General features: G+C 30.6%; 14 protein-coding genes. 12 read left to right on the forward strand and 2 right to left on the reverse strand.

The window, feature by feature from the left end; translation table 11 throughout:
- The 12 genes from BR82_RS0104860 to BR82_RS0104915 form a co-directional block, all read left to right on the forward strand.
- On the forward strand, positions 1 to 431 hold a 431-nt coding region (locus tag BR82_RS0104860; RefSeq protein ID WP_027089270.1), incomplete at its 5' end, for a FliH/SctL family protein.
- Between the two features lie 32 nt (positions 432 to 463).
- The gene (gene ybeY / locus BR82_RS0104865) at positions 464 to 922 is read left to right on the forward strand and encodes an rRNA maturation RNase YbeY (RefSeq protein WP_027089271.1); all 459 of its coding nucleotides are present in this window, start codon (positions 464 to 466) and stop codon (positions 920 to 922) included.
- Between the two features lie 2 nt (positions 923 to 924).
- Positions 925 to 1,320 carry a cytidine deaminase gene (cdd, locus tag BR82_RS0104870; RefSeq protein ID WP_027089272.1) on the forward strand — a complete coding sequence of 132 codons (396 nt, stop codon included), beginning with the start codon at positions 925 to 927 and terminating at the stop codon, positions 1,318 to 1,320.
- Positions 1,320 to 2,210 (forward strand): GTPase Era, encoded by an 891-nt coding sequence (era, locus tag BR82_RS0104875; protein WP_027089273.1) that lies wholly within the window; start codon positions 1,320 to 1,322, stop codon positions 2,208 to 2,210. The genes cdd and era overlap by 1 nt, the downstream gene beginning before the upstream one ends.
- A complete protein-coding gene (gene recO, locus BR82_RS0104880) occupies positions 2,200 to 2,946 on the forward strand; it encodes a DNA repair protein RecO (RefSeq protein ID WP_027089274.1) in 747 nt (248 codons plus the stop codon). Before era ends, recO begins: the two co-directional genes overlap by 11 nt.
- Before the next feature lie 138 nt (positions 2,947 to 3,084).
- The gene (locus tag BR82_RS0104885) at positions 3,085 to 4,923 is read left to right on the forward strand and encodes a YgiQ family radical SAM protein (protein WP_027089275.1); all 1,839 of its coding nucleotides are present in this window, start codon (positions 3,085 to 3,087) and stop codon (positions 4,921 to 4,923) included.
- 2 nt (positions 4,924 to 4,925) lie between these two features.
- Positions 4,926 to 5,819, forward strand: a complete 894-nt coding sequence (locus tag BR82_RS0104890) for an alpha/beta hydrolase (protein WP_027089276.1) — start codon at positions 4,926 to 4,928, stop codon at positions 5,817 to 5,819.
- Positions 5,820 to 5,972: 153 nt separating this feature from the next.
- Positions 5,973 to 7,346 carry a glycine--tRNA ligase gene (locus tag BR82_RS0104895; RefSeq protein ID WP_027089277.1) on the forward strand — a complete coding sequence of 458 codons (1,374 nt, stop codon included), beginning with the start codon at positions 5,973 to 5,975 and terminating at the stop codon, positions 7,344 to 7,346.
- 15 nt (positions 7,347 to 7,361) lie between these two features.
- Positions 7,362 to 9,113, forward strand: coding sequence for a DNA primase (gene dnaG, locus BR82_RS0104900; RefSeq protein WP_027089278.1), 1,752 nt, complete (start codon positions 7,362 to 7,364; stop codon positions 9,111 to 9,113).
- A 3-nt stretch (positions 9,114 to 9,116) separates the two neighbouring features.
- Positions 9,117 to 10,367 (forward strand): RNA polymerase sigma factor RpoD, encoded by a 1,251-nt coding sequence (gene rpoD, locus BR82_RS0104905; protein ID WP_027089279.1) that lies wholly within the window; start codon positions 9,117 to 9,119, stop codon positions 10,365 to 10,367.
- 1 nt (position 10,368) lies between these two features.
- On the forward strand, positions 10,369 to 11,061 hold the full coding sequence (locus BR82_RS0104910; RefSeq protein ID WP_027089280.1) for a tRNA (adenine(22)-N(1))-methyltransferase: 693 nt from the start codon (positions 10,369 to 10,371) through the stop codon (positions 11,059 to 11,061).
- On the forward strand, positions 11,048 to 11,797 hold the full coding sequence (locus BR82_RS0104915; protein ID WP_027089281.1) for a Nif3-like dinuclear metal center hexameric protein: 750 nt from the start codon (positions 11,048 to 11,050) through the stop codon (positions 11,795 to 11,797). Before BR82_RS0104910 ends, BR82_RS0104915 begins: the two co-directional genes overlap by 14 nt.
- A gap of 218 nt (positions 11,798 to 12,015) precedes the next feature.
- Here the strand turns inward: BR82_RS0104915 and BR82_RS0104920 are convergent, their stop codons facing one another.
- Positions 12,016 to 13,986, reverse strand: a complete 1,971-nt coding sequence (locus BR82_RS0104920) for a coiled-coil domain-containing protein (RefSeq protein WP_027089282.1) — start codon at positions 13,984 to 13,986, stop codon at positions 12,016 to 12,018.
- Complete coding sequence (locus tag BR82_RS0104925) at positions 13,973 to 16,033, reverse strand: efflux RND transporter permease subunit (protein WP_027089283.1); 2,061 nt, start codon at positions 16,031 to 16,033, stop codon at positions 13,973 to 13,975. The genes BR82_RS0104920 and BR82_RS0104925 overlap by 14 nt, the downstream gene beginning before the upstream one ends.
- Positions 16,034 to 16,045 lie beyond the last annotated feature (12 nt).

Consider the following 16,045-nt stretch of genomic DNA (forward strand, 5'->3'; position numbering starts at 1 on the left):
AAGATATCGTGGAGATGGTGATAAAGATGTATGACAAGTTTAGAAGCAATGAGCCGATATGGTCATTAGCAAACCAGTTAGCGTTAGCGAAGCTTAGAACTGAATCATTAGAGATGGAACGTGAAGAAAAGACAGCCAAAAGAATCGAAGAAGGAATCAAAAAAGGTATCGAACAAGGGATTGAACAAGGTATTGCTCAAGGAGTTGAGCAGGGGATTGAAATTGGCCGTGAAGAAGGAATCGGAATTGGCCGTAAACAGGAAAAAGAAGAGGAAATTAAAAGAAACAAGAATAATTGTATTGAATTACTTAAGGGAAGATATCAAAAAAATTGTAGTAAATGGGTAGAAGGATTGAGTGAAAAACAAATAGATTTAATCTATCGGTATATATTTGAAGAAGATGATTTTGCAATGTTTAAGAAAAAATAGAAGATGAATATTTTTTGAAGTGAGGTAAAGTAATGGAAATAGATTTTGCATTGGTAAATGAAGTAGAAGGATTTGATGAAGATTATCAACAAATTTATTTAGAAATTATTAAAGAAACAGTTAATCAGTTAGAAATTGATGAGGATTTAGAATTATCGTGTATTTTAGTTGATGATCAAAAGATTCATGAAATTAATAAAGAATATCGTAATATTGATCGTTCCACAGATGTAATTAGTTTTGCATTGGAAGACAACGAGCAGTATTATGTGTCAGGGATGCCAAGAAGTCTTGGTGATATTTTTATTTCAATTGATCATGCAAAAATGCAGGCTGAAGAATACGGTCATAGTTTAAAAAGAGAAATGTGTTTTTTATTTACCCATGGTTTACTACATTTATTAGGATTTGATCATATGGAAGTTGAAGATGAAAAGGAAATGATTGCCATGCAAAAAACTATTTTAGAAGCTTTGGCGATAGGAAGATAAATATGAATCATCAAGCAATTATTGAAAAAGCTTTTATGGCAAGCAAAAATTCGTATTCTCCATATTCAAAATTTAAAGTAGGAGCCTGTGTTGAAATGAATGATGGAAAGTATTTCATGGGCGCTAATATTGAAAATGCTGCTTATGGTGCAACGATGTGCGCAGAAAGAAATGCTGTGTATGGGGCATATTGCAATGGATATACTAAAAAAGATATTAAGTTATTAGCAATCGCAGCTGATAGTGCGGCGATCGTTTCACCGTGTGGAGCATGTCGTCAAGTATTAAAAGAACTAATTCCTGATGAGTGTCAAATTATTTTGGCTAATCGTCAGGGATATAAAATAATGACAATTAAAGAGCTATTACCAATGGCTTTTACAGAGGAGAATTTATAATGTTTAAATCAGGATTTGTAAGTATAGTTGGTCGTCCTAATGTTGGAAAATCAACATTATTAAATTGTATATTAGAAACTAAGCTGGCAATTATGTCAGATGTTGCGCAAACAACAAGAAATACGATTCAAGGAATTTATACTGATGATGAGGCACAAATTATTTTTATGGATACTCCAGGAATTCATAAGCCCCAGGATCGTTTAGGAACTTTTATGAATACAACAGCTTTAAATAGTATTTTTGGCGTTGATATAGTATTGTTTTTAGCTCCAGCTAATGAAAAAATTGGTCGTGGTGATAAGTTTATTGTTGAAAGATTAAAAGAAGCAGATGGTCCTGTGTTTTTGGTTTTAAGTAAGATCGATACCGTTAGTAAAGAGGAATTAGTCTTAAAACTTCAAGAATGGCAGACATTGTTTGATTTTAAAGAGATTATTCCGGTTAGTGCAAAAGATAATGATAATATTGATTTATTATTGAATACGATAAAAAAATATTTACCTGAAGGTAATATGTATTATCCTAAAGATCATTTGACAGATCATCCGGAGCGTTTTGTAATGGCTGAATTTATTAGAGAGAAAATTTTATATTTTACTAGAGAAGAAGTACCTCATAGTGTTGCTATTGTAGTTGAAAGAATGATTGAAGATGAAGATGGAGTTGAAATAATTGCAACGATTGTTTGTGATCGTAAAAGTCAAAAGGGAATTATTGTTGGTAAACAAGGTTCGATGATAAAAAAGATTCGCCTAAATGCACAACGTGAGATGAAGCGCTTTTTACAAGTACCAGTACATTTAGAATTGTTTGTAAAAGTTGAAAATAATTGGCGCAATAAACAAAAATACTTAAAAGAATTTGGTTATAATGAAGATGACTACTAATGGAGAAGAAAGTGTTATTGGTATTGTCTTAAAAAATAAATCTTATAAAGAAAATGATATGCTGGTATGGATATATACTAAAGATTATGGAAAAATGGCTTTAATTGCACGTGGGGTTAAGAAATTAAAGAGCAAAAATGCTCCAGCTTGTCAAACGGTAACATTATCTGATTTTATTTTTGTACCTAGGAAGGGACTATCGACATTAATAAAAGCTTCACCAATCGAATATTTTCGTCATATTAAAGAAGATATTGAATTAGAGGCATATGCGAGTTACTGTATGGAGTTTATTTATAAATATACTAAGGATAATGATCCTGATTATGAATGTTATCATAATCTATTGTTAGCTTTGAAATATTTAGAAAATGGCTATGACCCAAAATTAGTATATTTATTATTTAATGCTTTTATTTTAAAAATAACTGGATCAAGATTAGAAGTTGGACAATGCGTGCATTGTAATAGACAAGATCATATCATTGGTATTTCAATCCATGGTGGTGGATTTGTTTGTCAAAATTGTATTGGTTTATATGATCGAAAGTTATCAGTAGATGTTTTAAAAGGCTTTCGTTATATAAATATTTGTAAATTAGAGAATATTGATAAATTAAATTTAGAAAAAGATGTGATTTATCAATTGATAGAGATCATGGATACATATATAGATGAGTTTACAGGATTGACTTTTCAAAGCCGTAAATTTATTCGTCAAATCAATGATTTGTAAATGAAAGTTATATATTATAAACTAAAAATATTAACTAAATATGAAAAATAGACAAAAGTTAAAATAACTTTTGTCTATTTTGTTTATTTTTTGCAATTTTACGTATATAATTAATAAATATAAGAAAGAGGGATAATCGTGAGTGAATTTTTACCAGTAAATCGTCAAGAAATGGAAGCAAGAGGCTGGAAGCAGCCTGATTTTGTATATATATGTGGAGATGGATATGTTGATCATCCATCATTTGGGGCGGCTATTATTTGTCGAACTTTAGAAAGTCATGGGTTTAAGGTTTGTTTTTTGGCTCAGCCTGATTGGCACAACGTTGAAGAGTTTCGCCAGTTTGGTAAACCGCGACTAGGATTTTTAATATCATCAGGAAATATTGATTCAATGGTTAATCACTATACTGTTGCTAAAAAACGTCGTCATAAAGATTTATATACACCGGGCAGTGAAGGATTTAAACGCCCTGATCGAGCAGTGATCGTTTATAGTCAGATGGCGCGTCAAGCTTATAAAGATGCTAATATTATAATCGGCGGTATTGAAGCCAGCTTAAGACGTTTGGGACATTATGATTACTGGGATGATAAAGTTCGTAAATCAATTATTATCGATGCTAATGCTGATCTACTATTATACGGGATGGGTGAAAATAGCATTATTGAAGTGGCTGAAGCTTTAGATAGTGGCTTAGAAATCAAATATTTAACTTATTTGGATGGAACAGTATTTAAAACTAAAAATCTTGAAGATGCTCATGAGCCAATCATATTGCCAAGTTATGAAGAAATCTGTAAAGATAAAATGACTTATGCAAAGTCATTTCAGATTCAGTATTTAAATACGGATCATTATAGTGCTAAAACATTAGTAGAACCATATCAGGGCTGGTATGTAGTGCAAAATAGACCTAATCGCCCACTAACGCAACGAGAATTTGATCGTGCTTATTCGTTGGATTATAATCGAACGGGACATCCTGATTATAAACATATTCCAGCTATTGATGAGGTTAAATTTTCATTAATAAGTAACCGTGGCTGTTTTGGCTCTTGTAATTTTTGTGCTCTAGCTTTTCATCAGGGACGAATCGTGCAAACTCGTTCACATGAGTCAATACTTGCTGAAGCAAGTAAAATGGTTTGGGATCCAGAGTTTAAAGGATATATTCATGACGTAGGTGGACCGACTGCTAATTTTAGACAGCCATCATGTAAGAAGCAAAATAAGTTTGGAGCCTGTCCGACAAAACAGTGTTTATGGCCCAAACCTTGTAATAACTTAGAAGTAAGTCATCAGGATTATAAAGAATTATTAAATAAGTTGAAGATGCTGCCTAATGTAAAAAAGGTTTTTGTTCGTTCTGGAATTCGTTATGATTATTTAATGTATGATAAAGATGATAGTTTTTTTCGAGAATTAGTTCAAAATCATATTAGTGGTCAGCTAAAAGTAGCTCCTGAACATATTAGTGATCAGGTTTTAGATAAAATGGGTAAACCGCGTCGCGGTCTATATGAAAAATTTGTTGATAAATATTATCGTTTAAATGAGGAGTATCATAAAAAACAATTTTTAGTACCGTATTTAATGTCATCACATCCTGGCTGTACTTTAGAAGATGCTATTGAGTTAGCGGAATATTTACGAGATATTCATCATCAGCCAGAACAAGTTCAGGATTTTTATCCAACCCCAGGAACTCTTTCAACAACGATGTATTATACTGGTTTAGATCCTCGTGATATGTCAAAAGTATATGTACCTAAATCTGCTAAAGAAAAAGCAATGCAAAGAGCATTGATTCAATATCGAAATCCTAAAAATTATGATCTAGTATATGAAGCTTTGATCAAAGCAGATCGTCGTGATTTAATTGGCTTTGGTAAAAAATGTTTAATTAGACCTAGAAAAAATAATCAACAAAATTATCCCTCAAAAAATAACAGTTATCAAAAACGGAGGAGATAATTATGAAACACAGTGAAACTTTTACATCAACGACTAAGACGCATGTGAATTTTGATATTTATCTTCCTACTGTAATGATTCGTTATAAAGCAATAATTCAAATTCATCATGCGATGGGAGAGCACTTGGGACGTTATCAGCGTTTTGCTGAGTACTTAGCCCATGATGGTTTTGTTGTAGTGGTTAGTGATTTTCCTGGTCATGGGATGTCATTATACAATTATGAGCAGGGGTATTTTGGTTTTGGGGATGCAACTAAAAATTTAGTTGAAGATATGCAGCGTCTTAGAAATATCATGGCTGCTAGATATCCTGATCTGCCATATTTTATGATTGGAAATGAATTAGGTTCAATTGTTTTACGTAAATATGTATCGATTTATGGTGATTATGTTCAAGGCTGTATATTTATGGGAACTTGTGGAAAATTCAGTAACATAAATCTTAGTAAGTTATTATTGAAAGGTGACATATTATTGAAAGGAAATATGCACCGTTCGAAAATAGTTAAGAAAAAAATTATTAAGACAGAACCATACATAAGCGCTGATGCAAATGAATTAGAACAGTATTTAGAGGACCCTTTTACTGGTTTTATTTATACTAATCAGGCTTATAATGATATTTTAAAGTTAATTAAAGAAGTAACTGCATATGAGACAATAAAAAAAATACCTAATTATTTGTCTGTTTTGATTGTTTCGGGATCAAAAGATGTTTTTGGTAAATTAGGAAAAGGACCTAAGTGGTTTTATGATACGCTTTTAAATAATGGTGTAAGAGATCTTTCAATCAAGTTATATGAGGATAGTTATCATGATATTTTACACGATCAGCAGCGTCGAGAAGTGTACAAGGATATTTTAGAGTGGTTTAATGATCGAACGTATGTTTAGAACCCTTATAGTTGGTTGACAAAAAACCACTATAAGGGTATTTTATATGTGCATAAAAATAAAATATAGATATATAATAATAAAATAGGCTTGACTATGTTCAAGTCTTTCGTTGTTTATATATTTAAAATTCAGTGGATGAAGGAGTAAATTATGGCAAATAAAGATATGGATAAATTAGTGAATCATGCTAAAACTTCAGGATTCGTTTATCAAGGATCGGAAATTTATGATGGTTTAGCAAATACTTGGGATTATGGACCTTTAGGAGTAGAGATGAAAAATAATATTAAACAGTTATGGTGGAAAAGATTCATTCAAGAATCACCATACAATGTTGGTTTAGATTCTGCAATATTCATGAATCCTAAAGTTTGGGAAGCAAGTGGACATGTTGGAGGATTTTCTGATCCATTGATCGATTGTAAAGAGTGTAAAACAAGACATCGAGCTGATAAATTAATTGAATCATTTGATCCCACAGTTCACAGTGAAGGCTGGTCAAGTGAAGAAACAGTGAAATATATTAAAGATCATAAAATTGTTTGTCCTAACTGTGGAAAAAGTAATTTTACTGATGTTAGACAATTTAAATTGATGTTTGAAACAAGAATGGGGGTTGTTGAAGATGCTAAATCAACGGTATATCTACGTCCTGAAACAGCTCAAGGTATTTTTGTGAACTTTAAAAACATTCAAAGAACGACTCGTAAAAAAGTTCCTTTTGGAATTGGGCAAATTGGTAAAGCTTTTAGAAATGAAATTACACCAGGTAACTTTATTTTTAGAATGCGTGAATTTGAGCAAATGGAATTAGAATTTTTCTGCAAACCAGATACTGATCTAGAATGGTTTGAATATTGGAAAAGTTATTGTAAACAATTCTTAAAGGATCTAGGTTTAAAAGAAGAAAACTTACGTTTTAGAGATCATGATAAAGAAGAGTTATCTTTCTATTCTAAAGGTACTTGTGATGTTGAATATAATTTCCCATTTGGCTGGGGAGAATTATGGGGCATTGCTGATCGTACTAATTATGATTTAACACAGCATCAAAATCATTCTAAAAAATCTTTAGAATATTTAGATCCAACTACTAACGAAAAATATATTCCTTATGTAATCGAACCTTCAGTTGGAGCGGATCGTTTATTCTTATCAGTGTTATGTGATAGTTATGAAGAAGAAACGTTAGAAGACGGTGAAACAAGAATCGTAATGAAGTTACATCCAGCTGTGGCTCCATATAAGGTAGCAGTTTTACCATTAACTAAAAAACAAAGTGATAAAGCTGTTGAAGTATATAGTATGTTGAGTAAACATTTCAGTTGTGAATATGATGTTGCTGGACAGATTGGTAAACGTTATCGTCGTCAAGATGCGATCGGGACACCATATTGTGTAACTGTTGATTTCGATACGATGGAAGATAATAGTGTTACGGTACGTGATCGTGATACGATGGAACAAATTCGTTTATCAATTGATGAATTAGTGGATTATATTAGTAAAAAAGTTATATTCTAATAAGGAGGAGTATAGATGCCAAGATTATCAGCAGAAAAAATTAATGAGATCAGACAAAGTGTCGATATCGTTGATGTCATTGGTAACTATCTCTCTTTACAAAAAAAAGGACGTAATTATGTAGCTTTATGCCCATTCCACGATGATAGTCATCCTTCGATGTCAATTTCACCAGAAAAACAAATTTATATGTGTTTTGTCTGTCATAATGGCGGGAATGTTTTTACTTTTTTAAAAAATTATCTGAAGATCCCTTACATCGAAGCTGTAAAAATGGTTGCTTCAATGGGAAATGTCGATATTAGTGAATATCATCTTGAAAAAAGAGTTCAGCCTGTTGATCAACGATTAGAGCCGTTGTATAAAATGCATGATGAAGCTAATAAGATTTATAACCATTATTTAAATACTAAATTAGCTTTAAAAGCTAAAGAATATTTGACTGATCGTGGCATAACAGATGAAATTATTAATACTTTTGAAATTGGATATGCACCTAGTAATGATGTTTTATTAAAGGCATTTGAAAAAATGAATTTTGATAAAGTAGCGATGTTTGAATCTGGTTTGATCATTGAATCTGGTAAAGGATATGACCGTTTTACTGATCGAATCATGTTTCCATTATATGATCCTAGTGGTCGAGTAGTAGGATTTAGCGGCCGTATTTATCAGACGAGTCAAAATGAATCTAAATATATGAATTCACCTGAGTCAGATATTTTTATTAAAGGTGAAACATTATATAATTATCACCGAGTGATCGAAGAAACGAGACAAGCTGGTTTTGTAATTGTTACAGAAGGTTTTATGGATGTAATTGCTTTGTATAAGGCGGGAATAAAAAATGCAGTAGCAATTATGGGAACAGCTTTGACAAAAGGGCAGATAAAACTATTAAAACGCCTTTGTAAAACTGTATATCTTTGTTTAGACGGTGATCAGGCAGGGAAAAATGCAACGATTAAAAGCATTGATATTTTATTACAGGCAGATTTTAATATAAAAGTTATTGATTTACCTGATAATTTAGATCCTGATGAATTTTTAAATAAAAAGGGAAAAGAAGAATTAAATGCCTTATTAAAAAAACCGATAACGTCATTGGATTTTAAAATGAATTATTATTATGAGATGACGAACATGGATAATTATGAAGATCGAAAAAAATATTTAGAAATGATTACTAAAGAAATTAGTAATCTTGATGATGTGATCGATCAAGATTATTATATCCAGCAATTAGAAAAAAAATCTGGTTTTTCAAAAGAAACGATCTTAAAACTTGTAAATAGTAAAATGAGTACTAAGATTAAACAAACCAATGATTATATTCCCTATCAAAAAAGTGTTCGCTTGATTGATAAATATGCAAGAGCGGAACGAGATTTATTATATTATATGATGAATGATAAAAATGTCGCAATTATGTATGAAGCAAAAGCGGGATTTATGTTTAACGATACTTATCGGATCATTGCTTCTTATATAGTTGATTATTATCGTCAGGAAGTCGTTTTAGAAGTTGCTGATTTAATTAGTAGTATTGAAGATGAGAATCTTGTTAAAAATATAGTGGAAATATCACAATTAGAATTGCCTAAATTAGAGGATACAAAGGCAATTGATGATTATATTGAGGTAATTAAAGAAAATACTGTAAAAGTTAAAATAGAAGAATTGAAAAAAGCTTTAAAAGATACTTTTGATCCTAAGCAGAAAGCTCAGATTTTAAAAGAAATCATAGCATTAAAAGATAAGGAGTAGTGTATGAAGAAAAAAAATGTAACAGCTGTATCATTTGATGATTTAAAGAAAATAGTTTTGGATGATGCAAAAAACGGAGATGGAATTTTAACACAAGATCAAATTGATAATTATTTATCTACTTATGATTTAAATGATGATCTTGCAGAAGAATTATTAGAATTTATTGGTGAAAATGATATTATTATTTCTGATGATGGTTTAGACGATATAGATGTTGAAGATGATTTGTTATTGGCTGGTGTACCAGGAGATTTAGATGTAGATCTTGATTTAGATGATGATTTGGGTTTAGATGATGATACTCCTGATTTAGATTTTGCTGGTGATTTCGATATGATGACTGGAGATACGCTTCATATGTATCAAGTTGCTGATGCTGATGCTGAAATGGATCAAAATCAATTAGGAAGTAATGTTAAGATCAATGATCCGGTAAAGATGTATTTAAAGGAAATTGGTCGCGTTGAACTGTTATCACATGATGAAGAAATCGATTTGGCGAAAAAGATTTTAGAGGGCGATGAAACTGCTAAAAAAGAATTAGCTGCGGCCAATTTACGTTTAGTTGTTTCTATTGCTAAAAGATATGTTGGTCGAGGAATGTTATTTTTAGACTTGATTCAAGAAGGAAATATGGGGTTAATTAAAGCTGTTGAAAAATTTGATTATACAAAAGGATTCAAATTCTCGACATATGCAACCTGGTGGATCCGGCAGGCAATTACAAGAGCAATTGCAGATCAGGCAAGAACGATTCGTATACCAGTTCATATGGTTGAGACAATCAATAAATTAACGCGAATTCAGCGCCAACTGATTCAAGAATTGGGACGTGAACCAAGTGCTGAAGAAATTGCTGAAAAGATGGACGGAATGACACCTGAAAAAGTTCGTGAAATTCAAAAGATTTCATTAGAACCAGTTTCTTTAGAAACACCTATAGGTGAAGAAGATGATTCTCATTTAGGTGATTTTATTGAAGATGAGGGTGCTATGTCCCCAGATGATTATGCAGCAAATGAGTTACTTAAAGATGAGTTGAATGAAGTTTTACTAGAACTTACAGATCGTGAAGAAAAAGTATTACGTTTGAGATTTGGTCTAGATGATGGACGGACGAGAACATTGGAAGAAGTAGGTAAAGAATTTAGTGTAACTAGGGAAAGAATTCGTCAAATTGAAGCTAAGGCATTACGTAAGTTAAAACATCCTTCACGTTCTAAAAGATTAAAGGATTTTTTGGATCGTTAAGATGAAGTTATCAAAAAGATTACAATTAATTGCAGATGTAATCATCAAATATAAACAAGGAAGTGTTTTAGCTGATATTGGAACGGATCATGGGTATTTGCCTTGTTATCTAGTAGAAAATAAAATTATTGCAAGTGCTTATGCTTGTGATGTTGCTAAAGGACCGCTCGAGTCCTCTAAAGAAACAATCAAGCAGTATGCGTTAGAAGATCGCGTTTTTCCGATGCTTGGAAGTGGTTTGAATCCAATTTTAAATCGTAAAGTTGATATGATCAGTATTGCCGGAATGGGTGCTTATTTAATTTGTGAGATACTGGATGAGCATCGTGAATATTTAAGAGATGTAAAAGTATTATTTCTACAATCTAATGCTAATAACGATCATCTAAGAAAATATTTATTTGCAAATGACTGGATCATCATTGATGAACAGATGGTAAAAGATGCTGGACATATTTACGAAGTTATGGTAATAACTGCAAGAAAGAATAAAGCAATTACTTATAATCAAAAAGATGAAGAGTTTGGACCTATTTTGATTAATAACCAAACACCATTATTTAAAGAAAAATGGCAAAAACAGTATCAAGTATATAAAAAAATTCAAAATACATTATCTCAAGATCATCCCCGTTATCATGAGATAGATAATAAGATGAAAATGATAAAAGAGGTATTACATGATTGCTTATGAAATAATTAATTACTTAGAAAATTATTTTCCATTAGATCTACAGCAGCCATGGGATAAATGTGGCGTACAAATAGGTGATATCCATCAAGAAATTAATAAAGTTATGATTTCGTTAAATGCAGATCTTCAAAGTTTGCAGTTAGCTATCGATAATGATTGTCAAATGTTGATCACTCATCATCCGTTTTTCTTAGAAAAAATTAATAATTTAAGTTTTGATAATCATCATGGTAAATTTGTGCAATTAGCAATAATTAATAATATTATTGTTTATAGTCTGCACACTTGTTTAGATCAAGGAAAAGATGGTATTTCCATGAATGACTGGCTGATCAATGAATTAGATGTTCATGATGTAAAATGTTATGATGATATTAAAGTTGGTAAACAGGCAATTTTAAATGTCCCTTGTTCAACAAGCCAATTAGTATCTAAAATTAAAGATAAATTTAATTTACCTGTAAAATATGCCGGTAAAGAAAAAATGATTTCCAGTATTGCAATATGTGGCGGCAGTGGTGCGGAAGATATTGAACAGCTGGCAGGTAAAGTTGATGCCTATATTACTGGGGATACTAAACATCGTCATGCTAAATATGCGATAGATCACGATATTGTCTTGATTGATGTTCCTCATCATATTGAGGTAATAATGGAAAAAAAGCTTAAAGATTTATTGAAAAATAAAAATATTGAAGTCTTAACTGCAAATATTAATGACTATTATATATACTAGACGATCGTCATGGTCGTCTTTTTAGTTAAAAATTTTATTACTTTATGATCTTGTATAGGAATTTTTATCAAAGAAAAAGAGATTTTAAAATGATTAATAAATATAGTCATTTTTAAAATCTCTTATTTTTAACTGCTCATTATATAAGTAAGAAGCTTATATTGTAGAGATAAGTTTATTAAATTTTAATATTTTCTATAAACTATTTAATCTTTTGTTTAAAAACCAAATAATTGAATAAATTTTTGCCATAAAGATTTAGATTCAGCTTGCTTTTTTTCTTTAACATCTTTTTCTTTTTTTTCAATAGCTGCGGTTTTGATAACAAATTGAACATTATTAACATTTGTATTTTTTTCTGAAACAAAAGATGTATTTTTTGTTTTTTCTCCTTGTATAGAAGAAAGTATTTCATTTATTTGATCTGCTATTTGAGTATCCATTTTTGAAGTCTTAGAACTTAATTCATTTGTACCATTATTTAATTCTTTTGTACCCTCACAATAAGCTGTAATGCCAGCATATAATTCAGATGAACCAGATGCAAGACTATTTGAACCATTTAGTAATTCTTTACTACCAGAAGCTAAAGAAGAAACGCCTTTTATCATTTGATTATATCCAAAAACAATAGTGGCTACGCCATTAGTATAATTATTTATTCCTTTATCAAATTCTTGATAATTGACAACAAGTTGATTAATTCCTGATGCTAATTTTGACATTTTTGTAATCATATTGCTAAGTGTATTTGTCAATTCAGATATTGCAGTATCGAATTTATCATATTCATTTTCAAGTGATGTTACACCTGTATATAAATCATCGACCCCTTTGGAAACAGTGTCTAAATAATTTTTTGTACCATTTATTGCGGCATTATTTGCATTTAATAATTGGATCATATTTTCTAAACTTGTGACTTGTTCTTTTAATTGGGCTATTTGATTTTCAAAACCGCTTTGATTTTCTAAAGCAGTAATTGTTTGTTTTAATGATTCTACCTGGTTTGTACAATCTGTGATTGTCTGCTGATTGCTGCTTTTTAATGAATCTATATCTAATCCATTTTGTGATATCGTTGTTTTATACTGAGAATATCCCAAATTGTTTTTTAAAGCTGTAATGCCATCAGATAAGCTGTTAATACCACTTTTTATTTTACTAGAAGCTGAAGTTAGTTCTTGAAGCTGATCTGTTGAAAAGGAAATAACATTTAAACTTGTTTGAATGGTTTCAAGGGTGCTTTTTATTTGTGAGGAACTTTTTGTTAAAGTCGATGATTGATTGTTTAAAGTGTCAAGTCCCATCTGCATAGATTTCATGCTGTCTTGAAGTACTGTAATTCCAGAATCTAATTCACTTGCGCCGTTTTGTAAAGAATAAACTCCATTATTCAAAGAATCACTACCGTTTTTTAAATTTTTTGTTCCATCATAAAGTTGAGTCGCACCATTATTTAATGTTTCTGTAGCATTCATTAATTCTGTAACTTTTTCCATTAATGCATCATCATCAATTTCAATATTTAAGTTTAGCTTTATACCATTTATTGATACAGGATCCATTTCAAAGTTTTTAACATCGGTATAAATAGATGTTTCTAACCCTTTTTGGGGAAGAATTGTATATAATAGCTGTTTATCAGCACCAACATTAGCTATTGTTGCTCCATTAGCGTTTATATTGCTGCAAAGATTAGTATCTAGTAAAAATGTTGCTTGTAAAGCATAATCATTAAAATATGAATCATTACATTTTTCGTTTTTGGTAATTGAGATTCTTATTTCTAGAGCACCGCTTTTACCAGCAATTTCTTTGGCAGTGTATTCTTTGTTATCTAGAAAATATTTAATAGATATGTTCCATGGAATTTCTTTATTTTTTAATGTACCTTGATAGTATACTTTTTTGGCTGAAGATGAAAAAGTAATTTTATTTCCTTTTTGATTAATTTTATCTGTAGTATTTAACATTTTAACTGATGAATAATCACCATAATCACTAATATTACCACCATCAAAAATATTAACCACGTTAATATTGTTTACGGTCCCATCAGCATCACTCATAATATACACTATTTCTTCTTTGGAAGAATCATTTTCAGCAGCAAATACCGGAATTGTAATATTTGTTGCCATTAAAATTGCAAGAAATATAATAGTAACTTTTTTATACATTTTCATTTTGTAATACCTCCTCATGTTTTTTTATAACTAATCCATCAAAAATATATAGTAAAGCTGGCAGAATAAAAAGCACAATGATAAGAGAACAAAGTGTTCCTTTTCCAAGAAAGAATCCTAATTGTGAAAGTAGTCCGTGAGTGGAAATGTTTCCCAATAAAAATCCTACGATCGTAAGGACTCCGCCCGAAGTTAAAATTGAAACGGTAACAGAAGAAATTGTACTAATTATTGCTTGCTTTTTATTGTTAGTAATTCTTTTTTCTTTATATCTATCTGAAAATAATATTGCATAATCTACTGTTGCACCTAGTTGAATAGAACTGATGATTAAGTAAGCAATATAGAAAATTGTACTATTTGTAAAATAAGGAATAGATAAATTTATCCAAATTGCTGTTTCAATAGCCAATACTAAAATAATTGGTAAAATAATAGATTTTGTTGTTAATAAAAGTACTAAAAATACAGCTCCAATAGCTAATAGATTTACTTTTGTCATATCAGAAGTAACTGTATCCATTAAATCATAGGTAGAAACCCCTTCACCTGCAAGATACCAGTCTTTTTCATAATATTTTTTAGTAATATCACGAATATTTTCAACTAATTTAAAAGTCTCCTCACCTTCATAATCTGTTTCAACAGATATTACCATTCGAGTATAATTATCCGAGTTCAATTTCGAAAGTGTTTCTGAATCAAGATATGATTCTGGTATTTCAACACCAACAGTATCAACATAAGACATTATATTTGTTACTTGAGGCAAATTTTTTAATTCGTTGGATAAATCTTTTTGTGTCGCAGTACTTTCTTTAGGAACTAATAAGACATATGTGTCATTTTCGCCAAATATAGAATCTATTTTTTTGATGTCTAAACCTAATTTAGTCTCAGGACCAAAGATGTGTGATGAACCATAATAAAAATCATTTGCATTAGAAGCTAGATAGCAGGGAACGATTAAAATAACAAAGACACATAGTAATGGAAACATTGTTTGAAAAACAACTTTTCCAAAACCATTAAAGGATGGCATAAAAGAACGATGGGTTGTTTTATCAATCCATTTATATGTGTAAAGAATAAATACTGGCATAAATGTAAATACTGTAATTAAACTTATTAAAATACCTTTGGCTAATGCTAAGCCTAGATCTGGACCTATTTGAAATCTCATTAAGCAAAGTGCTAAAAATCCAATTACTGTTGTAAGGCCACTAGAAAGAATAGATGTTGTTGATATACAGAGGGCATTTACCATGGCATTTTTTACATTTTTTTCTTTTTTACGACATTCTTCAAAACGATGAATCAAAAATACGGAGTAGTCTAAGGAAACTGCTAATTGCAGAATACTTCCGGCAGCATTTGTAACAAATGAAATTTCACCAAAGATAAGATTACTGCCTGCATTAATGATAACAGCAACACCTAATCCTAATAACACGATAAATGGTTCGGCCCAGGAAGTTGTTGTTAAAATGAGAATCAACAGTACAAGAATAATAGCAATAACAGCAATTTTTCCAATTTCGCTAACAGTACTTGTTGTCGCTGCAGCAGTTGAAACAGCACTTCCCATCATAGAATTTTCATCACCAATGATTTCTTGGATGTCTTCAACTGCCTGAATGTTTTTATCTTCTTCAATAGTGATGGAAAGTAAGGCATTATTATCTTTATAATAAGTTTCAATAGTTTTTGAATCTATTGTTTCTAATGGCTCTGTAATATCAATGACATCATCAAGCCATGTAACATCGCTAACACCATCTACTGATTTAATAGTGTTTTTGTAATTTAAGGCTTCTGGAATTGAAACATTTTCCAACATAACACGAGCATTAGGAATTCCGCCATCATATTCTTTTTCCATAATGTCAATTGCAGTAGTGGAAGAACTATCTGGGGGAAGATAATCATTCATATCATAATTTACGGTAATAAATTGTCGTGAAATTAAGCAAATAATAAACAGAATTGAAAATATTATTAAAATTATTTTGGGATGATTAATAATTTGATCATAAATTTTTTTCATTATGTCTATCCT

This window comes from Thomasclavelia saccharogumia DSM 17460, from assembly GCF_000686665.1.
In the GTDB taxonomy this organism is placed as follows: Bacteria; Bacillota_I; Bacilli_A; order Erysipelotrichales; family Coprobacillaceae; genus Thomasclavelia; species Thomasclavelia saccharogumia.

What these genes read in the sequence shown, in the direction of transcription:
- ybeY (WP_027089271.1), top strand. Translation starts at nt 464, where the DNA reads ATGGAAATAGATTTTGCATTGGTAAATGAAGTAGAAGGATTTGATGAA.
- cdd (WP_027089272.1), top strand. Translation starts at nt 925, where the DNA reads ATGAATCATCAAGCAATTATTGAAAAAGCTTTTATGGCAAGCAAAAAT.
- era (WP_027089273.1), top strand. Translation starts at nt 1,320, where the DNA reads ATGTTTAAATCAGGATTTGTAAGTATAGTTGGTCGTCCTAATGTTGGA.
- recO (WP_027089274.1), top strand. Translation starts at nt 2,200, where the DNA reads ATGACTACTAATGGAGAAGAAAGTGTTATTGGTATTGTCTTAAAAAAT.
- BR82_RS0104890 (WP_027089276.1), top strand. Translation starts at nt 4,926, where the DNA reads ATGAAACACAGTGAAACTTTTACATCAACGACTAAGACGCATGTGAAT.
- BR82_RS0104895 (WP_027089277.1), top strand. Translation starts at nt 5,973, where the DNA reads ATGGCAAATAAAGATATGGATAAATTAGTGAATCATGCTAAAACTTCA.
- dnaG (WP_027089278.1), top strand. Translation starts at nt 7,362, where the DNA reads ATGCCAAGATTATCAGCAGAAAAAATTAATGAGATCAGACAAAGTGTC.
- rpoD (WP_027089279.1), top strand. Translation starts at nt 9,117, where the DNA reads ATGAAGAAAAAAAATGTAACAGCTGTATCATTTGATGATTTAAAGAAA.
- BR82_RS0104910 (WP_027089280.1), top strand. Translation starts at nt 10,369, where the DNA reads ATGAAGTTATCAAAAAGATTACAATTAATTGCAGATGTAATCATCAAA.
- BR82_RS0104915 (WP_027089281.1), top strand. Translation starts at nt 11,048, where the DNA reads ATGATTGCTTATGAAATAATTAATTACTTAGAAAATTATTTTCCATTA.
- BR82_RS0104920 (WP_027089282.1), bottom strand. Translation starts at nt 13,986, where the DNA reads ATGAAAATGTATAAAAAAGTTACTATTATATTTCTTGCAATTTTAATG.
- BR82_RS0104925 (WP_027089283.1), bottom strand. Translation starts at nt 16,033, where the DNA reads ATGAAAAAAATTTATGATCAAATTATTAATCATCCCAAAATAATTTTA.